The sequence below is a fragment of the Lacunisphaera limnophila genome (genome assembly GCF_001746835.1).
GTDB classification, from domain to species: domain Bacteria; phylum Verrucomicrobiota; class Verrucomicrobiia; order Opitutales; family Opitutaceae; genus Lacunisphaera; species Lacunisphaera limnophila.
The window spans coordinates 4080645-4103944 of the sequence record NZ_CP016094.1 but is presented as its reverse complement, the minus strand read 5'-3'; the positions used below and the strand labels follow the sequence as shown (position 1 = coordinate 4103944).

Here is a 23300-nt window from a genome sequence, read left to right as displayed (position 1 = left end):
CCGGGATCCGGGTCAGGCCCGCCGGCGCGCGAGCCAGAGCATGAGGGCGCCGAAAACGGCGAAGACTGCGCCCCAGATCAGGTTCACGTTATGTCCGAGCGAGTGCTGCGCGTAGATCGCGGGATCGGAGGTGAACCCGTAGACGAGCAGGATCACGCCGAGCAGGAGGAAGAGCAGGCCCATCGGTTTGCGGACGTCGAGTTGCATGGCGTTACCAGAAGATGAGGTTGAGGACGGCGGTGGCGGCGAGGACGGCCACGCCCAGCGGGACCGGGCGTGCGTACCAGGCCGCGCCGTGATCGTCGCGGGGTTTCTCGGTCAGCGAATAGACGAGGCCGCGCAGCTCGTCGTCCGTCCGGTTCGGGGCCGTGACCAGCGAGATCAGCAGCGTGCCCGCGAAGCAGCCGGCGAAGGCGAAGATCGCCATCCAGAAGTTCTGGGCCATGGAGCTGGCGAAGGTCTGTTGCACGGTGAGCCAGCCGCCCTTGATGCCGGCGGGCTCGCCCACGGGCAGGGTGCAGCCGTGGAAAATCACCGCGGTCAACGTGCCGATCAGCAGGCCGTAAAAGGCCCCGTGGCCGGTCGTGCGCCGCCAGAACATTCCGAGCAGGAAGATGGCGAAGAGCGGGGCGTTCACGAACCCGAACACCAGCTGGAGCATGTCCATGATGTTGTTGAAGCTCGCCGCGAGGTAGGCGCAGCCGCCGCTGATGACCAGGCCGACCACGGTGGTGAGGCGGCCGACCCGCACCAGGTGCGCGTCGCTGGCGTCGGGCTTGATGTGCCCCTGGTAGAGGTCGTAGGTCCAGACCGTGTTGAAGGCGGTGACGTTGCCGGCCATGCCCGACATGAACGAGGCCATGAGCGCGGTGAGGCCGATGCCGAGCAGGCCGCTGGGGAAGTATTTCGCCAGCATCGCTGGCACGACCATGTTGTAGTCGGGGACGCCGTTGACATCGACCGGCAGGGCGAGGCCGCTGCTACCCTTGGAGAACAGCGCGATCGCCAGCATGCCCGGGAGGATGACCAGCACGGGGAACATCATCTTCGGGATCGCGGCGATGAGCGGCGTGCGGCGTGCGGCGTTCATGTCCTTGGCGGCCATGGCGCGCTGCACGACGAGGAAGTCGGTACACCAGTAGCCGAACGAGAGTACGAAGCCGAGGCCGGCGACGAGGCCGAACCACTCGACCCCCATCGGGTTGGCCGCGGCCGAGCCCATGTGGGTCCACGACGAACTCCAGGCGCCAGGCATGCCCTGCGTCTGGCTGTAGACGTCCAGCTGGCGGGTGAGGCCGTCCCAGCCGCCGATGTCCTCGAGGCCGAGGATCACGAGCGGGAGGAAACCGAAGACGATGAGGAAGAACTGCAGGACCTCGTTGTAGATGGCCGAGGTCAGCCCGCCGGTGTAGATATAGACCAGCACGATCGTACTGGAGATGATGATGCAGCCATGGAAATTCCAGCCGAGGATGGCGTTGAGCAGCTTGGCCAGCGCGAACATCGAGATGCCGGATGAGAACACGGTCATGCCCGCGAAGGTGAGGGCGTTGAAGACGCGCGTCTTCTCGTCGAACCGGAGCTTGAGGTACTCGGGCACCGAGCGGGCCTTGGACCCATAGTAGAAGGGCATCATGAAGATGCCGACGAAGACCATGGCGGGGATGGCGCCGATCCAATAGAAGTGGCTGGTGGCGATGCCGTATTTCGCGCCCGAGGCGGCCATGCCCATGACTTCCTGGGCGCCGAGGTTGGCGCCGATGAAGCCCAGGGCGCAGATCCAGGCCGGGAGCGAGCGGCCGGACTCGAAGAAGTCCTTGCTCGTGCGGAGGTGCTTGCGGAGCACCCAGCCGATGCCGATCACGAACACGAAATACGTGGCGATGATCAGGTAGTCCACCGGGGCCAGCCGGAGCAGGATGTCACCGCCGGTGGCGGCAAGGAGGGGGCCGGGAAACGCAGCATTCATGCGATCGGGTCGGGGAGGGGGGGGCGGACAGGTTGCGCCGCCGGCCGGCGCGGGGCCATGTCCATTGATGCGCAGGGATTGGCGAATTCCGTGCAACGGCTGCGCGGGGAACGGCGCCGTGGTGGTCGGGTGCGCGGGCTTGCAGGCGCGTTCGAATCGTGTGGAATGCGCAGCGCGACCAAGTCGCGCCCGTCATCGATTTGCCGGCCAGGTTTTCTGATCCCCACCGGGTCCGAAAATGCCGGGCCATTGCCCGCTCACCTCCTGCACGCTATATCCATGCATAACGATCAGTACCCAGCGAAACGAAATCCCTCGGCCGCCATCGGGCTCATGCTCTACCTGGGTTACCTGGCAATTTTCTTCACGATCTGGAGCGTCAACGGAGTCGATTACCTGCGCATCGGCGAAAATGCCGAGACCACCCGGTTGTGGTATGCGCTGCCCACCCTCGGCGGCGGGTTGTTCCTCATCGTCGCGATCAGCCTGCTGGGCTGGTGGCACCGGGTGCTCTTTGACCCCGTGAGGGTCGGGCCCAAATGGGCGTGGATCCTGCCCGCGGCGGTCGCCGTGATCATCATCCATAATTTCCTGGGGGTGCGGGCGGAGGGCCTTTCCGCGGCCCTGCTGCTCTGGTCTACGCTCGGCGGCATCGGAGTCGGGTTTGGCGAGGAGATGATCACGCGGGGCAGCCTGATCGTCGGTTTGCGCAGCCGCTACAGCGAAGGCCGTGTCTGGCTGATCAGCAGCCTGCTATTTTCAGCCCTGCATGTCCCCAACGTGATCTACGGGCTGCCCGCCACGGCCATGCCCATCCAGGTGGTTTTGACGTTTATCATGGGCAGCGGCTTTTATGTGATGCGCCGCCTGTCGGGCACCCTGATCCTGCCGATGGTCCTGCATGGACTGTGGGACAGTTCGCTGTTCCTGAATGTCGCCACCGGCGTCGAGCCCTCGGTCACGCAGTTTGCCGTGTACCCTTTGGCCTTGGTCTGCCTGATCGCGGTGCTCACCCGAAACCGGCCCGCCCAGTGACGGGCGCGAATTCATTTTTCGAACGGAAGCGGCTCCGGCTCAAGCAACTGGCGTGGATGGAGTAGGGGCCTTGGGTGCCCTACACTCCGCGCCCCGCATGGAAAATGGCTGCCCGGGCTGGGATCGAACCAGCGACCAAGTGATTAACAGTCACCTGCTCTACCACTGAGCTACCGGGCAGTGGCACAAAGAGAACGGCCAAAAAGAGAGGCCCCATCCGCCTTGTCAATCCCCGTGTCGTGTAAAAACCCGGAAAGTGCGGGCCGGGACAAAGTTTTGGTTGCATCGCCGGGAGCCGAGCTGTCAACTCGACTCCCTTTTCCATTACGCCTGCCTCCAATCCCGGAGTCACAGGGGGAACGAAACCATGAAAAAATACCAGCTCACCGTCACGACGCGCGAAGGCACCGGCCGCAGCGCCTCCCGTCGCCTCCGCAAGGCCGAGAAGATCCCCGCGATCCTCTATGGCAAGCACACCAAGCCCGAGACCCTGGCCGTCGCCGCGCCGGAGTTCGTCAAGCTGCTCAAGCAGATTTCCGGCCGCGCCGCCCTCATCGAGCTCAAGCGCGATGCCGGCGCCACCGCGCTCTCCTTCCTCCAGGAAGTCCAGCGTGACCCCATCACCGACAAGTATCTCCACCTCGACCTTCAGGAAGTGAAGGAAAACGAGAAGATGATCATCAGCGTCAACGTCCGCGTCGTCGGCGAGGCCTACGGCGTCAAGACCGAGGGCGGCGTGCTCGACACGGCCACCAAGCGCCTGCGCATCCGCACTCTCCCGAAGGATCTCCCCGAGTTCATCGAGGTTGATGTCACCGAGCTCAAGATGGGTGAGGCCCTGCACGTCAGCGGCCTGAAGCCCGTCGCCGGTGTCGAGTTCCTCGACGCCCCCGGCCAGCCCGTGGTGCTCTGCGTCGCCCCGCCGGAAGAAGAGGCCGCTCCGGTCGCCGCCGTCGCCGCCGAGGGTGCCGCTCCCGCCGCTGGTGCGGCTGGTGCCGCCGCCCCCGCCGCGGGTGCCGCCGGTGCCGCGGCTCCTGCCGCCGGTGCCGCCGCCGCGCCCGCCAAGGGCGATGCGAAGGCCGCCGCCCCGGCCGCTGGCGCCAAGCCTGCCGCCCCGGCCAAGAAGTAATCGCCTTTCCCGGTCCGTCCGTCCGCGGACGGACCGTTTTGCACGCTGTTCTTTGAGTCATGTCCGTCACGCTGATCGCTGGACTGGGCAACCCCGGGCGCGAATACGCCGCCACCCGCCACAACCTCGGCTTTGCCGTGGTTGACGCGCTGGCCGCCGCCGAGGGTCTCAAGTGGAAATCCGATTCCCGCTTCGAGTCCCTCACCGCCCGCTGGGATGTCCGCCCCGGCGTCACGCGACTCCTCGTCAAGCCGCAGACCTTCATGAACGAAAGCGGGCGCGCCCTCCGCGCCCTGCTCGACTTCCACAAGGTCGCGTCTGACACCCTCATTGTGGCCTACGACGATCTCAACATCGACCTGGGCCTCGTGAAAGTGTCGGTGACCGGCAGCGCCGGCGGCCACAACGGTGTCGCCTCCCTGCTCGAGCATCTCGGCGGCGGCTTCGTCCGCTACCGGCTCGGCATCGGCGGCCCGCGCCCCGCGGGGATGGACCTCAAGGATTACGTGCTCGGTAAATTTACAGCTGAAGAAACCACTCTCATAGACCAAAAAACAACCACTTTCGTGGACGGCCTCCGTCTGCTCCTCACGAGCACCCCGGCCCACGCCATGAACCTCCTCAACCGCCGCGACCACCATGAGCCAGACCAACCGTAACTACAAAGCCACCTTCATCCTCGACAACCGGGGCAAGGAAGACTCCGTCGACCAGATCATCGAGACCGTGAAGAAGGAAATCACGGCCGTGCAGGGCGAGGTCACCGCCGTCGAGAACCTCGGCCGCCGCGACTTCATCCGCGTCACCGACGACAAGTTCCCCGCGGGCGTCTACGTCCAGGTCAACTTCTCGGGCCCCGCCGCCGCCCCCGCGCAGCTCCACGAGCGCCTCCGCCTCAACGGCACCGTCTACCGCGCCCTCGTCGAGAGCGTCTAATCCTCCCGCGCGCCGCCGCGCCTTCCCTCCATGGCCAATCTCAACAAAGTCATGCTCATCGGCAACCTGACGCGCGACCCGGAACTCCGGGTCACGCCGAAGGGCACCGCCATCTGCACGTTCAGCATCGCGGTCAACCGCAAGTTCAAGGACGACAGCGGCGGCGAGCGCGAAGAGGTGACCTACATCGACATCGAGGCCTGGGGCAAGTCCGGCGAGAATATCTCCAAGTATTGCACCAAGGGCCGCCCGCTCTTCGTCGAGGGCCGGCTCCGCCTCGACCAGTGGGAAGACAAGACCACCAAGGAAAAGCGCAGCCGCATGAAGGTCGTCCTCGAGAACTTCCAGTTCCTCGGCGGCGGTCGCGGTGAAGGTGGCGCCCCGGGTGGGGAGGGTGGGGAACCCCGTTCCTACGCCCCCCGCGCCGGCGCCGCGCCCAGCGCGCGTCCCGCCGCCCCGGCCCCCCAGGAAAACCTGGACGAAGACGTTCCGTTTTAAACGGCCCCCGATTCCCTCCCTTTCAACAAAACATCCAACTCCGATCCGATCATGGCTAACGCAGAAGTTCTCCTCCTCCAACCCGTCGACGGTCTGGGCGCCGAAGGCGACCAGGTCAAAGTCCGCGCCGGTTACGCGCGCAATTTCCTCCTGCCCCAGGGCAAGGCGGTCCCCCTCACCGTGGCCAACCGCAAGCAGGTTGAGGCCCTCAAGAAGGCCCGCGGTCTCCGCGAGGCCAAGGAGCTCGACGGCGCCCAGGCGCTCGCCAAGCAGATCGAGAAGGCCGGCATCGCCATCGCCGTGAAGACCGGCGAGGGCGGCAAGCTCTTCGGCGCCGTCACCACGAACGACATCCACGAGAAGCTGACCGCCGCCGGCATCACGATCGAGAAGCGCCGCATCCACCTCGGCCAGCCCATCAAGGCCCTCGGCAAGCACGCGGTGAACATCCGCCTGCATTCCGAAGTCACCGTCGAGCTCACCTTCGACGTCGTATCCGAGAACCCGATCGAGCCGGCCGCCGCCTCGTAAGGCCCGCCCGGTCCGGTCCCCGCTGCGCGTATGGGTGCAAGCCTCTACCTCCGCCGCGGGTCGGAATCATTCACTCCTCGAGCCACGGCGACCCCGCCGTGGTTCTTTTGTTATCCACCGGTCCCGGTGAGGAAATTGTCGGCAATCGATGGTTGCCGCCGCCCCCCTTCGGAAACTTACTGACCCGTCATGGCCGAAACCAGCACCGAGTCCCGTCCGTCCTACGCCCGCGGCAGCGCCGGCGGTGACGCGCGCGGTGCCCCCCGGCCGGTCAGCCGCGAGATGCCCGCCAGCGAGGAGGCTGAGCAGCACGTGCTCGCCTGCTGTCTGCTGGACGGCAGCGACACCGTCGCCCGCTGCCTCGAGGCCCGGGTCGCGGCCGATTGCTTTTACTGGCCGGCCAACCAGCAGATCTTCGCCGGCATCGTCGAACTCTACCAGAAGGGCCAGCCCGTCACCCTCGAGGTCCTCGCCGAGGAACTGACCACCCGCCGCGTCTTCGACCAAGTTGGCGGATTCCCGTACCTGATGCAGGTCACGGGCAAGATCCCGACCACCGCCCACGCTGGCTACTTCATCGAGAAGGTCCGCGAGAAGCACCTCCTCCGCGAGCTGATCAAGACCGCCACCGGCGCCATCGAGCAGGCCTACGGCTTCACCGGCGGGCTCGAGGAGTTCGTCGACAAGGTCGAGCAGGAGCTCTTCAAGGTCACCCAGGACCGCGTCAGCGACAGCGCCCAGGAGATCAAGGAGGCCATCAAGGACGCCAACCAGGTCATCGCCAAGCTGCTCATGAAGAAGGGCGAGCTCACCGGCGTCACCTCCGGGTTCAAGGACCTCGACGCCATGACCTTCGGTTTCCAGAAACAGGAAATGATCGTGATCGCGGCCCGCCCCTCCATGGGCAAGACCAGCTTCGCCCTCAACATCGCCGAGGCCGCCGCCATGCCCAAGCCGGGCAAGGGCGACCCCGTGCCGGTCCTCGTGTTCTCTCTGGAAATGAGCTCCTCCCAGCTCGCCCTGCGCATGCTCTGCGCCCGTTCCCGCGTGAACATGAAGCTCCTGCGCGACGGCCTGGTCGGCCGCGACGGCCGCGAGGTCAACGCCCTGGGCCAGGCCGCCGAGGAATTCAAGAAGACCCCCATCCTGATCGACGACTCGAGCAACCTCACGATCATGGAGCTGCGCGCCAAGGCCCGCCGCATCCACGCCCGCAAGAAGCTCGGCATGGTCATCGTCGATTACCTTCAGCTTTTGAACGGCTCCGACCCCCGCGCCCCCCGCGAACAGCAGGTCGCCGAGGTCTCCCGCGGATTAAAGGCCCTTGCCAAGGAACTAGATGTACCGGTCCTAGTCCTAAGTCAGCTTAACCGCTCCTCGGAAAAGGAAAACCGCACCCCCCGACTCTCGGACTTGCGCGAATCCGGCTCCATCGAGCAAGATGCCGACGTAGTGCTGATGCTTTCCCGTCCCAAGGATGCCGACGAAAAATTCCAGACCGCCACCGGGGCGGCGGATTTAATCGTTGCCAAGCAGCGCAACGGACCGGTAGGAGATTTGAAACTGACTTTCCTTCAAGAAATTACGCGCTTTGAAAACTTCACCCCGTAACCTGCTCAACCGGGCTCTTTTTGCCTGCCTTATCCTCGCCGCCGGCACCCCCGTTCTGCACGCGCAGCTCGGGCCTGCCCCCGCCCAGCCCGCGGCTGAGCCCGCGCCCAGCCGCGTTGGCACCATCACCATCAAGTTCGTCGGCATGGCCACCGTCAGCGAGCAGATCGTGCGCGCCAACATGGTCCTGCGCGAGGATACCGAGCTCGACGAGGCCCTGATCGACCGCGACATCCGCTCTCTCTACCGCACCGGCGTCTTCGAGTTCATCGAGGTCAAGCGCGAGGAGTCGGCGGGCAATATCGTCAATTTCGTCTTCGAGCTCACCCCCAAGTTCCGGGTCCTCGACATCCAGTACGACGGCAACAAGGCCATCAAGTCCCGCCGACTCGCCAAGGAGATCAAGACCGTCGCCAACGGCCCCCTCGACGAGCGCCAGATCAAGGCGGACAGCCAGAAAATCTACGAGTACTACCAGAAGCGCGGCTTCAACCAGGCTCAGGTCAGCTACACCATCGACCGTAACCGCACCACCGGCTTCAGCACCGTCACCTTCAAGATTCGCGAGGGCGCTCGCGTCAAGATCGGCGCCGTCAACTTCGTCGGCAACGACTCCATCAAGGCCCGCCGTCTCCGCAAGGAGATGGAAACCAAGAAATGGACCATGATCTCCTGGCTCCTCGGCAACGGCCGCCTCAAGGACGACGAGTTCGACGAGGATCTCATCAAGCTGCGCGACTACTACCAGGAGGAGGGCTTCCTCGACGTCGAGATCGCCGAGGACAAGATCACCTTCGACTACCCGAAACCCGACAAGCTCGTCATCACCATCCGCGTGAACGAGGGCCGCCAGTACCGCGTCGGCGAGATTTCCTTCACCGGCGAGAAACTCTTCCCGGAGCAGATGCTCGGCTTCATCCCCCGCCAGCGCAAGGGCATGGTCTTCAAGCCCTCTCTCCTCGACAAGGACTCCGAGTCGATCGAGGACTTCTACGGCCGCGCCGGCTACCTGCCCCCCGACACCCGCGTCCGTCTCGTCCGCAAGCCCAACCTCGAGACCGGCAACATCGACGTCGAGTACCAGATCACCGAGGGCGAGAAGATCCAGGTCGAGTCCATCAAGATCGAGGGCAACACCAAGACCAAGAGCATCGTCATCCTCCGCGAGCTCGTGCTCGGGCCCGGCGATGTGTTCGACAGCGTCCGCTTGAAGATCAGCAAGCTCCGCCTCGAGAACACCCGCTTCTTCGAGGACCCGGTCAACGTCACCGACGAGTCCACCAACATCCCCGGCCGCCGCACCCTCAAGATCTCCGTCCAGGAGGCCCGCACCGGCAACCTCACCTTCGGCGCCGGCTTCAGCTCGCTGGAGAAGGCCGTCGTGTTCGCCGAGGTCACCCAGTCCAACTTCGACATCTTCAACCGCCGCTCCTTCTTCCAGGGCGACGGCCAGAAGTTCCGCCTCCGCTTCCAGATCGGCTCCCAGTCCAGCGAGCTGATCATGGCCTTCGAGGAACCGTACTTCCTCGAGCGCCAGCTCGCCACCGGCTTCCAAGTCTACCGCACGACCTCCGACTACAACAGCTCCTACTACGAGGAAATCCGCACCGGCGGCGAGGTCTACGCCCGCAAGCGCCTCTTCAACTGGCTCGAATCCCGCCTCTCCTACACCTATGAGGTCATCGACGTCGCCAACGTCGATCCCACCGCCCCCATCCAGTTCCGCCTCTACGAGGGCAAGACCAACACCTCCCGCCTCGGCCTGATCCTCAACCAGGACACCCGCGACCGCATCGTCAGCACGACCCGCGGCCACTACACCGCCCTCAACCTCGACCTGGCCGGCGGTCCGATGGGCGGCGACAACCATTATTACCGCGTCGAGTTCCGCGGCTCGAAGTTCTTCCCTGTCGCCGAGTTCCAGGAACAGGTGCTCGCCGTCATCGGCCGCACCGGCGTGGTCGAGAGCTTCGGCGACAGCGACAAGCCCCAGTTCCGCACCATCAAGGACAGCACCGGCCAGGATGTCACCTTCGGCCCGTTCGTCCCCGGCGTGCCGTTCTACGACCGCTACTTCCTCGGCGGCCCCAACGATTTGCGCGGCTTCGAGTTCCGTGATGTCGGCCCCAAGGACGCCATCGGCGAGCCCCTCGGCGGCAAGACCTACGGCTTCTTCAGCCTCGAGTACTCCTTCGACCTCGTGAAGCCCGTCCGCATGGCCTTCTTCTACGACGCCGGTTTCATCAACACCGACGCCTACGACTTCAGCCCGGTCGGCTACAACGACAACTTCGGCGTGGGCATCATGCTCTTCGTCGCCGGCGCCCCGCTGCGCCTCGACTTCGGCATCCCGCTCACGACCGACCGTTTCAACAATCAGGGAAACCAGTTCAATTTCTCCTTCGGCACCCGCTTCTGATCGCCTAATCTCCCCCTTCTCATACCCCCCGAATTCCCAACCTTATGAAAACGATGCTCCGCACCCTCCTGACCTTTGCCGCCCTGACCGTCGGCTCCACCGCCCTGCTCGCGCAGCCGGCCGTGAAGCTCTCCGTCGTCGACATGGCGAAGGTCTACGACAACCACTACAAGACGGAAGAGGCCAACGCCAAGTTCCGCGACGCCGAGCAAAAGGCGCAGGAACAGGTCGAGGAACTCAACAAGCAGGGCCAGACCCTCGTGGATGAGTACAAGGAACTGATCGACCAGTCCAAGAACACCCTCCTCACCGCCGAGGCCCGCACCAAGGCCGAGGCCGATGCCCAGGCCAAGCTCGAGGAGATCCAGCGCAAGCAGGGCGAGGTCCAGAACTTCCGCACCAACACCCAGCGCTCCCTCCAGCAGCGCATCAAGACCCACCGCGACCTCCTCCTCGAGGAGATCACCAAGGTCGTGAATGACATCGCCAAGCGCCAGGGCTCGACCCTCGTCCTCGACCGCTCCGGTCCGACCCTCTTCGGCATCCCCGGCGTCCTCTACGCCGATCCGGCCTACGACCTCACCGAGGCCGTCCTCGCCGAGGTGAACAAGGACCGCCCGGCCCCGAGCGCCGCCGCTCCCGCCGCGACCCCGCCGCCCCGGCCGCCGCTCCGGCCGCTCCCGCGGGTTTCACGGTCCCCGGCGTGACCAAGTAAGCACAAGTAGCCTTGCCAAGCCCTGTTCCACCGAACAGGGCTTTTTTGTGCCCATGCAGGTCGCCTACACCCCCGCGGAAATCGCCAGCATCGTCGGCGCCCAGCGCACCGCCGGCCACGCCACCCACGCGGTGACCGACATCGCGGCCCTCACCGCCGCCCGGGCCGGCGATCTCTCCTTCCTCGGCAACACCAAGTACAAGGCCCAGGTCGCGACCAGCGCCGCCACGGTCATCCTGCTGCCCCTGGATTATGCCGGCGAGCCCCGGGCCGATCAGGTCTTCCTCTTCGTCGAGAACCCTTCCGTCGCCCTGGCCCGCCTCTGCGCCCGCATCGAGCAGTCCCTCTGGCCCAAGCCCATCCCGGGAATCCATCCCTCCGCCGTGATCGATCCCACCGCGGTGGTCGATCCCACCGCCCATATCGGCCCGCTCTGCGTCATCGAGGCCGGCGCCCGCATCGGTCCGGGCACCGTCCTTCAGGCTTCCGTCTTCATCGGGCAGGGGGCCAGCCTCGGCGCCGACTGCTTCCTCCTGCCGGGGGCCATGGTCGCGGCCGCCTGCACCCTTGGCCGCCGCGTCCGCCTCCAGCCCGGGGCGGTCGTCGGTTCCGACGGTTTTGGGTACGAATTTGTCAACGGCCGGCACGAGAAAGTGCCCCAGATCGGGATCGTGGCCATTGGCGACGACGTCGAGATCGGGGCCAACGCCACCCTCGACCGCGCCCGGTTCAGCCGCACGGTGGTGGGGGAGGGCACCAAGATCGATAATCTCGTCCAAATCGCCCATAACGTGATCATCGGCCGGCACTGCATCCTCTGCGCCCAAGTCGGCATCTCCGGCAGCACCACCTTGGAGGATTATTGCGTGATGGGCGGCCAGGCTGGCGCCGCCGGCCACCTGACCTTCGGCAAGGGCAGCAAGGTGGGGGCCCAGGCGGGCGTCACCACCGACCTGGCTCCCGGGTCCTACGTCCTCGGCAACCCCGCCATCCCCGTCATGCTGGAGCGCCGCATCGCCATCCTCTCGCAGCGCCTGCCCGACCTCTTCAAGCGCGTCGACCGCCTCGAACAGCCCGTCCGGCCAGAATAAACTTCCCGCTGGCCCCCGTCTCCGCTACCCAAGCGGCTACATGAGGGACACGAAGCTCAAGATCTTTTCCGGCTCTTCCAATCGCGCACTTGCAGAGGAAATCTGCCAGTCCATCGGCGTGCCGCTCGGCGATGCCACCGTGAACTGTTTCCCCGACGGGGAATCGTTCGTGAAGATCAACGAGAACATCCGTGGCGCCGACGCCTACTTCATCCAGTCGACCTGCCCGCCGACGAACCATCACCTGATGGAGCTGCTGATCATGATCGATGCCGCCAAGCGCGCCTCGACCCAGCGCATCACCGCCGTCATCCCGTTCTACGGCTACGCCCGCCAGGACCGCAAGGACCAGCCCCGCGTCCCCATCACCGCCAAGCTCGTCGCCAACCTGCTCATGTCGGCCGGCGCGAATCGTGTGCTCGCGATGGACCTGCACAGCCAGCAGATCCAGGGCTTCTTTGATATCCCGGTGGATCACCTTTTCGCCTCGCCGGTCTTCTTCCAGTATCTCGCCTCCAAGCGCAGCAACAACCTCGTCGTGTTCTCGCCGGACGTCGGCGGCATGAAGATGGCCGCCGCCTACGCCGACGTCCTCGGCGCCTCCCTCGGCCTCGTGGCCAAGAAGCGCACGAGCGCCACCAAGGTCGAGGCCATCAACATCGTCGGCGAGGTCGCCGGCTGCGACGTGCTCCTCGTGGACGACATCACCGAGACCGCCGGCACCCTCACCGCCGCCGCCAAGATCCTGAAGGACCACGGCGCCAAAAGCATCCGTGCCGCCGTCAGCCACTGCGTGCTCAACGAGATGGCCTACGAGCGTCTCAAGACCGGCCTCATCGACGAGCTGATCACGACCAATTCCGTGCCGATCGAGACCCGCGGGCTGCCCATCACGGTGCTCAGCATCGCCCCCCTCCTCGGCGAGGCCATCCTCCGGATAAACACCAACGAGAGCGTCACCAGCCTTTTCAAGATCAAGGGCTTCTAAGTCCCCTGCTTGCGGTTCTCGGTGGGCAGCGAGCTTGCTCGCGCTCCGGGAATCACCGCCGGCCGTCCGACCCGGCAGGCCACCCCCGGCTTAAGGCTGCAGCCCGTGCCCGCGAGCCCTTGTCCGCCCCGTCGCTCCCCGCTTGCGGAACCGACGCCCATGGCCAGTGTCAGTGCCCGCACTCTTTACCCATGAAAATCCCGAAAGTCGTCTTTGCCTCCTTCCTGGTTTCCGCGCTCGCCGGGCTCTCCCTGGGCCTGATCGCCGCTGACAAAAAGACCACGCCGGCCACGAAGCCCGACCTGAAGGTCGATTCCTCCCCGGTCAGCGCCGGCAAGTCCCCCGTCGTCACCAGCTACGCCGACATCCTCGACTCGATCCGGCCCGCGGTCGTCTCCGTCTATTCCAGCAAGACCGTCCGCCAGCAGGTCCCCGAGTTCTTCCGCCGCCAGGGCATCCAGGGCCGCGAGCAAAAGCAACGCGGCATGGGCTCCGGCGTCCTCGTCTCCGCCGACGGCTACATCCTCACCAACAACCACGTCGTCGAGGGCGCCGACGAGCTCAAGGTCCTCTTCACCGACGAACGCGAGTTCACCGCCAAGATCATCGGCACCGACCCCAAGACCGACGTCGCCATCATCAAGATCGAGGGCGAGAACCTGCCCAGCGCTACCCTGGCCGACAGCGACAACCTCCGCGTCGGCGACGTGGTCTTCGCCATCGGCAACCCCCTCGACGTCGGCCAGACCGTGACCATGGGCATCGTCTCGGCCACCAGCCGTCGCGTCGGCATCCTCGATGATGTCGCCGGCTACGAGGACTTCATCCAGACCGACGCCGCCATCAACCAGGGCAACTCCGGCGGCGCCCTCATCGATGCCCGCGGCCGCCTCATCGGCATCAATTCCGCCATCCTCTCCACCTCGCAGGGCAACATCGGCATCGGCTTCGCCATCCCGATCAACCTCGCCAGCTCCATCATGCACAGCCTGATCGAGACCGGCACCGTCGCCCGCGGCTACATGGGCGTCGAGACCGACGTCCTCACCGCCGAGATGGCCGAATCCTTCGGCGTCTCCAAGGACACCAAGGGCCTCCTCATCACCAACCTGCCTCCCGGCGGCCCCGCCAGCAAATCCGACCTCAAGCGCGAGGACATCATCACCAGCATCAACGGCAAGTCCGTCTCCACCCGCGACGACCTGCGCCTGCGCATCGCCCAGATCCCGCCCGGCACCACCGTCACCGTGGACTACATCCGCAACGGCAAGCCCGGCCAGACCGAGGTCACGCTCGCCCAGCGCCCCGACGACAATGCCCGCTTCGGCGAACTCCTCCCCGGCGTGAAGGCCGACCCGCTGACCGACGAACTCCGCCAGCAGAACCGCATCGACGGTCGCGTTGACGGCCTGATTATCACGGAGATCGCCGAGGATTCCCCCTACGCCGAGAGCCTGCGCGTCGGCATGGTCATCGAGCAGATCAACCGCACCCCGGTCACCGATGCCGCCGTCGCCCGCGCCGTCCTGGTCAACGGCCGCAACATCGCCCTCGTCCACTACCGCGGCGTCTACCGCTACGTGATCTTCTACATCCGCTGATCCGGCGGTTTCGGAATTCAAAAAAGGCGCACCGCAAGGTGCGCCTTTTTTGCTGTAGGGCGGGTTCTCCATATCCCGCCTGTTGGATTTCTGGAGGGCTCAGCAGGACGCCATCAGAAAAGACCGCTCAGCTCCCCGGCTTCGTCGCCGGGATCTTCGCCATCTCGGTCGGAACCTGATCGGCCGGGTAGGTGGGGTAGCTCATTTCCAGTAGCGAATACGTCGGCACATCAAATTTCGCCAGGCCCGTGCTGCGGTCCACCATCACGGCCACCGCCACGGCCGTGCCACCGTGCTTCTTCACGATCTCCAGGCATTCCTGCACCCGGCCGCCACGCGTGATCACGTCCTCGACCACGAGGACCTTCTCGCCCGGCTTGAAGGTGAAGCCGCGGCGGAGCACCAGGACGTTGTTTTCCTTCTCGGCAAAAATAAACCGGCTGCGCGACTGCCGCGCCACTTCCTGGCCGATTACCAGCCCGCCCATCGCGGGCGCCAGCACAGTGTCGTAGGCCAGCCCGCCCAGCTTCTGCTTCAGCAGCGCCCCCAGGCGCTCCACGGCGGGCATATCCTGGCACACCTGCGCGCACTGGAAGAAGTGCCCGCTGTGCAGCCCGGAGCGCAGCACAAAGTGCCCCTGCAGCAGCGCCTTGGTGCGGATGAAGATGTCGGTGACTTCCTGTTGTACGGCGTCCATGCCAAAACCGTGCAAGAATCCCCGGCGAAGGGAAATCCTTTTTGGCCGAAACAAACGGCCCGTCCTGTGAAACGGTTTCGTGTTTCCGTTCTGCGGTTTATGTCGTAGCCTGTCCCTATGCCGCTGCCCACCGACAAACCCGCCCTCGAGGACGAATTGGGCGACGTGCTCGAAAAGGCCGCGCGCAACGTCCCGCTGACCGTCGAGAACCTTGCCGCCGCCACCGGGATCGAGCTCAGCCGCCTCAAGGACGCCCTCGATTACCGCCCCGACCTGACCCAGGCCGAGCTGGCCCGGCTCGCCGGCGTGCTCAACCTCAACGAGGTCGGTCTCACCGCCCTCGCGCAGGGCAATTACCCGCTGCCGGATGCCGTCGGCCTGGCCTTCAGCCTCGTGCCGCTGCGCATGCCGTACGGCGTCGGCGTGGCCAACGCCTACCTGGTCTCCACCGGCGGCGACAGCGCGGTCCTTTTCGACACCGGGGCCAGCCACGCCGAACTCCACCGCGCGTGGCCGAAGCAGATCCAGCGCCTCGAGGCTGTCTTCATCACGCACTACGAGGCCGAACACATCGGCGGCCTCGACGTCGTCCTCCGCGAGACCGAGCTCGGCTTCTTCCATGGTCCGCCCAACGGCCGCTGGGCCCAATGCCGCGGGCTGGGGGAGGGGAGCACCGTCGCCTACGCCGGCCTGAGCATCACCGCCTTCAGCACTCCGGGCCACGCCGACGCCCACAACTGCTACCTCGTGAAGTCTCTGGCCTGCCCGCAGTCACCCGCCGTCCTTATCTCGGGCGACCTCATCTTCGCCGGCTCCCTCGGCGGCGGCTATTTCTGCTGCCAGCGCCAGCTCACGCACTCGCGCCGCATCATGGCCCTCCTGCCCGACGAGGCCATCCTCGCCCCCGGCCACGGCCCGCTCACCACCGCCGCCAACGAGCGCCGCTTCAACCCGTTCCTGTCGGTCTAGAGCAGACTCTGGTGCCGGCTGTAGCCGGGCTCGGGGACCCCGGTCCGGTGAATATCAAACCTTGAAAATGAAAAACCGGGGTCAGCGACCCCGGCTACATCCTGACCGATTCCCCCGAAAGTCAGCGCTGAGTGAAGTATGGCGATGCCATCCGTAGCCACTCGGTCTGCGAAGCGAGTAAAATGCCGCTCCACCTCAGGATTACCGAAGACCATCCAATTATTCGCACATCTAGGCGAAGGATGGTCGGGACGGAGAGATTCGAACTCTCGACCTCTTGCTCCCGAAGCAAGCGCTCTACCAGGCTAAGCTACGTCCCGATTTCCGACTGAAGAGCGGTCACCAGACCCCAAAGCCCGGGGCGTAGCAAACAAAATTTTCCAGTCCCGGCGGAAGTTGTTTCCGGCCGGCGTCGCCGCGCCCCGCCCGGTCCGTCTTTTACGTCCGGAAGCCACCCCAGCCAGGCGATCCCGCCGCGCCCGCCCGCCGGACCCCATCCCGGCCGCGCCGCACCCGGTCTGGCTTCGTTCCGGTCCGCCCCGCTTTTTGCCCGCAAAACTGGCGCGGAATCCGCTTATGACAGCCTTCAACACCTCCTATTCCGGAGGTGTGCTCCGCCCTCGGGTGAGAGCCTGTGTCCGCCCTGATCCCCCCGATTAAAAAACACTATTGCCACGAGCCGCTCTGGTGCACGTTTATTGGCTTCCCGCGCAGACTGGAGACAGTCCGAATCCTGACCCTGCGCGGACCGCAAACCGCTCCCAACGCCCGAACACCTCCATGTCCAACCTGACGAACGACTCCGCCGCCCGGCCCGGCAAGCAAGGCCTCTACGATCCGTGGTTTGAACACGACGCCTGCGGCGTCGGCTTCGTCGTCGACATGAAAGGACGCAAGTCCCACCAGACCCTGCAACAGGGCCTCCAGGTGCTCAAGAATCTCGACCACCGCGGCGCCAGCGGGGCCGAGATCAACACCGGCGACGGCGCCGGCATCCTGCTCCAGATCCCCCACAAGTTTTTCACCGAGGTCACCAAGAAGCTCTCGCGCCTCAACCTGCCCGCCGAGGGCCAGTACGGCGCCGGCCTCGTCTACCTCCCGCGCAATCCCACCGCCCGCCGCAAGCTGGAGGAGGTCTTCGCCGGCATCATCCAGTCCGAGGGCCAGGTTCTCCTCGGCTGGCGCACCGTCCCCACCGACAACTCGATGCTGGGCGACACCGCGAAGTCCGCCGAGCCGTTCATGCGCCAGGTCTTCATCGGCCGCGGCGCCGACACGCCCGATGACGCCGCCTTCGAGCGCAAGCTCTACGTCATCCGCAAGCGCGCCTACGCCGTCATCCGCACGTCCACCTACTCCGGCGCCGAGATGTGGTACATCCCGAGCCTCTCCTTCAAGACTTTCGTCTACAAGGGCATGCTCACCACCGAGCAGCTCGAGCGCTATTTCCCCGACCTGCAGCACCCCGCGATGGAGACCGCCATCGCCCTCGTGCACTCGCGTTTCTCGACCAACACCTTCCCGAGCTGGGATCGCGCGCACCCGTACCGCTACATCGCGCACAACGGCGAGATCAACACCCTCCGCGGCAACATCAATTGGATGCACGCCCGCCAGGCCCTGTTCGCCAGCGAACTCTTCGGCGAAGACATCTCCAAGATCCTCCCCATCATCAATCCCAACGGGTCCGACTCGTCGATGTTCGACAACACCCTCGAGCTCCTCGTGCTCGCCGGTCGTCCGCTGTCGCACGCGATGATGATGATGATCCCCGAGCCGTGGTCCAACCACGAGACGATGGACGACGCCCGCAAGGCGTTCTACCAGTACCACTCCTGTCTCATGGAGCCGTGGGACGGCCCCGCCGCCATCTGCTTCACCGACGGCCGCCAGATGGGCGCCGTGCTCGACCGCAACGGCCTGCGCCCCTGCCGCTACTACATCACCAACGACGACCTCTGCGTCATGGCCTCCGAGGCCGGCGTGCTCGACCTGCCGCCCGAGTCCATCCGCGAGAAGGGCCGCCTCCAGCCCGGCCACATGTTCCTCGTCGACACCGTCGAGGGCCGCATCATTCCCGACGCCGAGATCAAGCGCCAGCTCGCCGGCGAGCGCCCCTACCGCGAGTGGCTCAACGAGCACCTCGTCAAGCTCGAGGCCCTGCCCGCCGCGCCCTCCGTGCCGCAGCCGGACCACGCCACCCTCCTGCACCGCCAGCTCGCCTTCGGCTACACCTTCGAGGACCAGCGCATCATCCTCGCCCCGATGGCCCGCGACGGCGTCGAGGCCATCGGCTCGATGGGCAACGACACGCCCCTCGCCGTTCTCTCCAACAAGCCGCGCCTGCTCTACGACTATTTCAAGCAGCTCTTCGCGCAGGTCACCAACCCCCCGATCGACTCCATCCGCGAGGAGATCATCACCTCGGCCGAGACCCGTCTCGGCTCCGAGGGCAACCTCCTCAACCCCGACCCGCTGGCCTGCCGCCGCGTCGAGCTGAAGTGGCCCGTCCTCACCAACGAGGAATTCGCCAAGATCCGCCGCCTCGACCAGCCCGGCTTCAAGGTCGGCGTGCTGCCCATCCTGTTCCGCGCCAGCCGCGGCGACAAGGGCCTCGCCAAGGCGATGGAGGAGATCTGCCACATCGCCCGCCGCATGATCGAGGACGAGGAGGTCACCATCCTCATCCTCTCCGACCGCGGCGTCACCAAGGACTTCGCGCCCATCCCGGCCCTGCTCGCCGCCGCCGGCCTGCACCACTTCCTCATCCGCGAGGGCCTCCGCACCCGCATCTCCATGGTCCTCGAGACCGGCGAGGCGCGCGAGGTGCACCACTTCGCCCTGCTCATCGGCTACGGCTGCAGCGCCATCAATCCCTACGTCGCCTTCGAGACCATCGATGGCATGATCCAGGACGGCATGCTCCCCGGGCTCGACCACAAGAAGGCCTGCCAAAACATGGTGAAGGCCGCCTCCAAGGGCATCATCAAGGTCGCCTCGAAGATGGGCATCTCCGCCATCCAGAGCTACCGCGGCGCCCAGGTCTTCGAGGCCGTCGGCCTCCGCCAGGACGTCATCGACCACTACTTCACCTGGACCCCCTCCCGCGTCGGCGGCATCGGCCTCGATGTCATCGCCCAGGAGGTCCTCACCCGCCACCGCGCCGCCTACCCGGACCGCGAGGTCAACGGCACCGTGCTGCCCGTCGGCGGCCAGTACCAGTACCGCAACGACGGCGAGTTCCACCTCTTCAACCCGGAATCCATCCACCGCCTGCAGAAGGCCGTGCGCACCGGCAGCTACGCCGCGTTCAAGGACTACTCGAAGATCGTCAACGAGACCTCCAAGAACGTCGCCACGCTCCGCGGCATGCTCGACTTCAAGTTCGCCGACGCGATCCCCCTTGAGGAGGTCGAGTCCGTCGAGAAGATCATGAAGCGCTTCAAGACCGGCGCCATGTCCTACGGCTCCATCTCCAAGGAGGCCCACGAGACCCTCGCCATCGCCATGAACCGCATCGGCGGCATGAGCAACACGGGCGAGGGTGGTGAGGACGCCGACCGCTTCGTCCCCATGGCGAACGGCGATTCCAAGAACTCCGCGATCAAGCAGGTCGCCGCCGGCCGCTTCGGCGTCACCAGCGAGTACCTCGCCAGCGCCAAGGAACTCCAGATCAAGATGGCCCAGGGCGCCAAGCCCGGCGAGGGCGGCCAGTTGCCCGGCACCAAGGTCTATCCCTGGGTCGCCAAGACCCGCGGCACCACCCCGGGCGTCGGCCTGATCTCCCCGCCGCCGCACCACGACATCTATTCCATCGAGGATCTCGCGGAGCTCATCCACGACCTGAAGAACAGCAACCGCCACGCCCGCGTGAGCGTGAAGCTCGTGGCCGAGGTCGGCGTCGGCACCATCGCCGCCGGCGTCGCCAAGGCGCACGCTGATGTCGTCCTGATCTCCGGCTTCGACGGTGGCACCGGCTCCTCGCCGCTCACCTCCGTCCAGCACGCCGGCCTCCCGTGGGAACTCGGCCTCGCCGAGACCCACCAGACCCTCGTCCTCAACAACCTCCGCTCCCGCATCGCGGTCGAGACCGACGGCCAGCTCAAGACCGGCCGCGACGTCATCGTCGCCGCCCTGCTCGGCGCCGAGGAATTCGGCTTCGCCACCGCGCCGCTCGTCGCCACGGGCTGCATCATGATGCGCGTCTGCCATCTCAACACCTGCCCCGCGGGTGTCGCCACGCAGGACCCGCGCCTCCGCGAGAAGTTCGCCGGCAAGCCCGAGCACGTCGTCAACTTCATGCGGTTCATCGCCGAGGAAGTCCGCGAGCTCATGGCCCAGCTGGGTTACCGCACCATCGAGGAGATGATCGGCCACACCGAGCGCCTCGAGCCCCGCCAGGCCGTCGCCCACTGGAAGGCCAGGGGCCTCGACTTCTCCAACATCCTCTACCAGCCCGAGGTCGGCCCCGAGGTCGGCCGGTTCTGCACCATTAAGCAGGACCACGGTCTCGACAAGTCCCTCGACCTCACGACCCTGCTCACCCTGGCCCAGCCGGCCATCACGAAGGGCGAGAAGGTCGTCGCCGAGCTGCCGATCAAGAACGTCAACCGCGTCGTCGGCACCATCACCAGCTACGAGGTCACCAAGAAGTACGGCGCCAAGGGCCTGCCGGCGGACACGATCTCGTTCCGCTTCAAGGGCTCGGCCGGCCAGAGCTTCGGCGCCTTCGTGACCCACGGTTTCACCCTCTCCATCGAGGGCGACGCCAACGACTACGTCGGCAAGGGCCTCTCCGGCGGCAAGATCATCATCCACCCGCCGGCCAACGCCTCCTTCAAGGCGTCCGAGAACATCATCGTCGGCAACGTCGCCCTCTACGGCGCCACCGCCGGCGAGGTTTACCTCAACGGCCGCGCCGGTGAGCGCTTCGCCGTCCGCAACTCCGGCGTCAGCGCCGTGGTTGAGGGCGTCGGCGACCACGCCTGCGAATACATGACCGGCGGTCGCGTCGTCGTCCTCGGCAGCACCGGCCGCAACTTCGCGGCCGGCATGTCCGGCGGCGTCGCCTACGTCCTCGACGAGGCCGGCGTGTTCGCCCCCGACGTCAACCTCGCCATGGTCGGCCTCGAGAAACTCGAGACCTCCATCGAGATCGCCGAGGTGCGCGCCCTCATCCAGAAGCACTTCGACTACACGAAGAGCCCGCGCGCGCAGGAGGTCCTCGCCAACTGGGCCGCCCTCGTGCCGAAGTTCGTCAAGGTCATGCCCAAGGACTACAAGCGCATGCTCGCCTGTATCGAGCGCGTCCAGGCCCAGGGCCTCACCGGCGACGAGGCCCTGCTCGCCGCCTTCGAGGAAAACGCCAAGGACACGAGCCGCGTCGGCGGAAACTGATCATCAAAGTAACGAGCATCGAGTAGCGAGTAGTGAGCATATAAAACCAACGCCACCTTAGCTGTCTTTCTACTCGCTACCCACTACCCGCTACTCACTACTTCATCACTTCCATGGGCAAACCTACCGGCTTCATCGAATATCTCCGCGAACTTCCCGTCGACCGCACGCCGGTCGAGCGCGTCAAGGATTGGAAGGAGTTCCACCACCACATGGAGGAGAAGAAGCTCCGCACGCAGGGCGCGCGCTGCATGGACTGCGGCGTCCCGTTCTGCCACACCGGCAAGCTCATCAGCGGCATGGCCTCGGGCTGCCCGATCAACAACCTGATCCCGGAGTGGAACGACCTCGTCTACCGCGGCCTCTGGCACGAGGCCCTCGACCGCCTGCACAAGACGAACAACTTCCCCGAGTTCACCGGCCGCGTGTGCCCGGCCCCGTGTGAGGGTTCCTGCGTGCTCGGTATCAACGAGCCGGCGGTCACCATCAAGAACATCGAGGCCGCCATCACCGACCGCGGTTGGGACGAGGGCTGGGTCATCCCGCAGGCCCCCGCCGTCCGCACCGGCAAGAAGGTCGCCGTCATCGGCTCCGGCCCCGCCGGCCTCTCCGCCGCCGCGCAGCTCAACCGCGCCGGCCACACCGTCACCGTCTTCGAGCGCGCCGACCGTCCGGGTGGCCTCCTCATGTACGGCATCCCCAACATGAAGCTCGATAAGCAGGAGGTCGTCCTCCGCCGCATCAAGTTCATGGAGCAGGAGGGTATCAAGTTCATCTGCAACGCCAGCGTGGGCACCGGTGACACCGACAACGTCGATCCCGCCACCTTCGCCAAGGAGTTCGACGCCACCGTCATCTGCACCGGCGCCACCAAGCCGCGCGACCTGCCCATCGAGGGCCGGTCGCTCAAGGGCGTGCACTTCGCGATGGAGTTCCTCACCGCCAACACCAAGGCCGTCCTCGCGGGCGACGCCGCCAAGTGCCCCATCCACGCCAAGGGCAAGGACGTCGTCGTCATCGGCGGCGGTGACACCGGCACGGACTGCGTCGGCACCTCCATGCGCCACGGCGCCAAGAGCATCCTCCAGATCGAGATCCTGCCGAAGCCCCCCACGGAGCGCACGGCCGACAATCCCTGGCCGGAGTGGCCCAAGACCTACAAGATGGATTACGGCCAGGAAGAGGCCGCCGCCAAGTTCGGCGCCGATCCCCGCATCTACGTGACCACGGTGAAGAAGTTCATCGGCGACGAGCAGGGCAACGTGAAGGAGCTCGTGACCGTCGAGATCAAGTGGGGCAAGAACGACAAGGGCCAGTTTGTGCCGACGGAAGTCCCCGGCACGGAGAAGACCCGCCCCGCGTCCCTCGTCCTCCTCGCCATGGGTTTCCTCGGGCCGGAACAGCCCCTCATCAAGGACCTGGGCGTCGAGGTGGACCCCCGCTCCAACATCAAGGCCGAGCACGAGAAGTACACGACGAGCCTGAAGGGCGTCTTCGCCGCCGGCGACTGCCGCCGCGGCCAGTCCCTCGTCGTCTGGGCGATCAATGAGGGTCGCGGCGCCGCCCGCGAGTGCGACCGCTACCTGATGGGCTCGACCGACTTGCCCTGAGCCTGTCGAACGGGCCTGCCGTAAACTGTAGGGCGGGGTCTCCGAACCCCGCCTTCCCCGCTCAACCTTCCAGGCGCTCCCTAACCGGAGCGCCTTTTTCTTTA

The 23300-nt window shown here is 65.8% G+C and carries 18 protein-coding genes and 2 tRNA genes; 15 read left to right on the top strand and 5 right to left on the bottom strand.

The annotated features are described in order from the left end of the window. Positions 1–12: 12 nt before the first annotated feature. Together Verru16B_RS17250 and Verru16B_RS17245 are read right to left on the bottom strand one after the other, a co-directional pair. A complete protein-coding gene (locus tag Verru16B_RS17250) occupies positions 13–207 on the bottom strand; it encodes a hypothetical protein (RefSeq protein WP_069963445.1) in 195 nt (64 codons plus the stop codon). Between the two features lie 4 nt (positions 208–211). After that, the gene (locus Verru16B_RS17245) at positions 212–1969 is read right to left on the bottom strand and encodes a sodium:solute symporter family protein (protein ID WP_083270450.1); all 1758 of its coding nucleotides are present in this window, start codon (positions 1967–1969) and stop codon (positions 212–214) included. 279 nt (positions 1970–2248) lie between these two features. Here Verru16B_RS17245 and Verru16B_RS17240 point away from each other — a divergent pair, with 279 nt between their 5' ends. After that, the gene (locus Verru16B_RS17240; protein ID WP_157772511.1) at positions 2249–3004 is read left to right on the top strand and encodes a CPBP family intramembrane glutamic endopeptidase; all 756 of its coding nucleotides are present in this window, start codon (positions 2249–2251) and stop codon (positions 3002–3004) included. A 105-nt stretch (positions 3005–3109) separates the two neighbouring features. Here the strand turns inward: Verru16B_RS17240 and Verru16B_RS17235 are convergent. After that, positions 3110–3184 (bottom strand) — tRNA-Asn (locus Verru16B_RS17235). 187 nt (positions 3185–3371) lie between these two features. Between Verru16B_RS17235 and Verru16B_RS17230 the strand changes: the two genes are divergently transcribed. The 11 genes from Verru16B_RS17230 to Verru16B_RS17180 all read left to right on the top strand — a co-directional run bounded on the left by Verru16B_RS17230 (position 3372) and on the right by Verru16B_RS17180 (position 14523). Continuing rightward, a complete protein-coding gene (locus Verru16B_RS17230) occupies positions 3372–4133 on the top strand; it encodes a 50S ribosomal protein L25 (RefSeq protein WP_069963443.1) in 762 nt (253 codons plus the stop codon). A gap of 59 nt (positions 4134–4192) precedes the next feature. Beyond that, complete coding sequence (gene pth, locus Verru16B_RS17225) at positions 4193–4792, top strand: aminoacyl-tRNA hydrolase (protein WP_069963442.1); 600 nt, start codon at positions 4193–4195, stop codon at positions 4790–4792. Next, a complete protein-coding gene (gene rpsF, locus Verru16B_RS17220) occupies positions 4773–5069 on the top strand; it encodes a 30S ribosomal protein S6 (protein WP_069963441.1) in 297 nt (98 codons plus the stop codon). The genes pth and rpsF overlap by 20 nt, the downstream gene beginning before the upstream one ends. 30 nt (positions 5070–5099) lie before the next feature. Further along, complete coding sequence (locus Verru16B_RS17215; RefSeq protein WP_069963440.1) at positions 5100–5567, top strand: single-stranded DNA-binding protein; 468 nt, start codon at positions 5100–5102, stop codon at positions 5565–5567. Positions 5568–5618: 51 nt separating this feature from the next. Then, complete coding sequence (gene rplI / locus Verru16B_RS17210) at positions 5619–6098, top strand: 50S ribosomal protein L9 (RefSeq protein WP_069963439.1); 480 nt, start codon at positions 5619–5621, stop codon at positions 6096–6098. 189 nt (positions 6099–6287) lie between these two features. Further along, positions 6288–7709, top strand: a complete 1422-nt coding sequence (gene dnaB / locus Verru16B_RS17205) for a replicative DNA helicase (RefSeq protein WP_069963438.1) — start codon at positions 6288–6290, stop codon at positions 7707–7709. After that, the gene (gene bamA / locus Verru16B_RS17200; protein ID WP_237023445.1) at positions 7690–10128 is read left to right on the top strand and encodes an outer membrane protein assembly factor BamA; all 2439 of its coding nucleotides are present in this window, start codon (positions 7690–7692) and stop codon (positions 10126–10128) included. Before dnaB ends, bamA begins: the two co-directional genes overlap by 20 nt. A 44-nt stretch (positions 10129–10172) precedes the next feature. Beyond that, positions 10173–10835, top strand: a complete 663-nt coding sequence (locus Verru16B_RS17195) for an OmpH/Skp family outer membrane protein (protein ID WP_069963437.1) — start codon at positions 10173–10175, stop codon at positions 10833–10835. Between the two features lie 61 nt (positions 10836–10896). Beyond that, positions 10897–11934, top strand: a complete 1038-nt coding sequence (lpxD, locus tag Verru16B_RS17190) for a UDP-3-O-(3-hydroxymyristoyl)glucosamine N-acyltransferase (RefSeq protein ID WP_069963436.1) — start codon at positions 10897–10899, stop codon at positions 11932–11934. Positions 11935–11974: 40 nt separating this feature from the next. Further along, positions 11975–12922 carry a ribose-phosphate diphosphokinase gene (locus Verru16B_RS17185; protein ID WP_069963435.1) on the top strand — a complete coding sequence of 316 codons (948 nt, stop codon included), beginning with the start codon at positions 11975–11977 and terminating at the stop codon, positions 12920–12922. Positions 12923–13113: 191 nt separating this feature from the next. Then, positions 13114–14523 (top strand): Do family serine endopeptidase, encoded by a 1410-nt coding sequence (locus Verru16B_RS17180; protein WP_069963434.1) that lies wholly within the window; start codon positions 13114–13116, stop codon positions 14521–14523. Between the two features lie 127 nt (positions 14524–14650). On the opposite strand, the gene pyrE is transcribed toward Verru16B_RS17180, so the two are convergent. Then, a complete protein-coding gene (pyrE, locus tag Verru16B_RS17175) occupies positions 14651–15220 on the bottom strand; it encodes an orotate phosphoribosyltransferase (RefSeq protein ID WP_069963433.1) in 570 nt (189 codons plus the stop codon). Between the two features lie 117 nt (positions 15221–15337). On the opposite strand from pyrE, the gene Verru16B_RS17170 reads away from it, so the two are divergent. Then, complete coding sequence (locus Verru16B_RS17170; protein WP_083270448.1) at positions 15338–16189, top strand: MBL fold metallo-hydrolase; 852 nt, start codon at positions 15338–15340, stop codon at positions 16187–16189. A 243-nt stretch (positions 16190–16432) separates the two neighbouring features. Here the strand turns inward: Verru16B_RS17170 and Verru16B_RS17165 are convergent. After that, positions 16433–16509: transfer RNA gene (locus Verru16B_RS17165), tRNA-Pro, on the bottom strand. Between the two features lie 460 nt (positions 16510–16969). Here Verru16B_RS17165 and gltB point away from each other — a divergent pair. Then, positions 16970–21586, top strand: a complete 4617-nt coding sequence (gene gltB / locus Verru16B_RS17160) for a glutamate synthase large subunit (protein ID WP_069963432.1) — start codon at positions 16970–16972, stop codon at positions 21584–21586. Positions 21587–21699: 113 nt separating this feature from the next. Then, entirely contained in the window at positions 21700–23196 is a 1497-nt protein-coding gene (locus Verru16B_RS17155) for a glutamate synthase subunit beta (RefSeq protein ID WP_069963431.1), read from the top strand. The last annotated feature ends 104 nt before the right edge of the window (positions 23197–23300 follow it).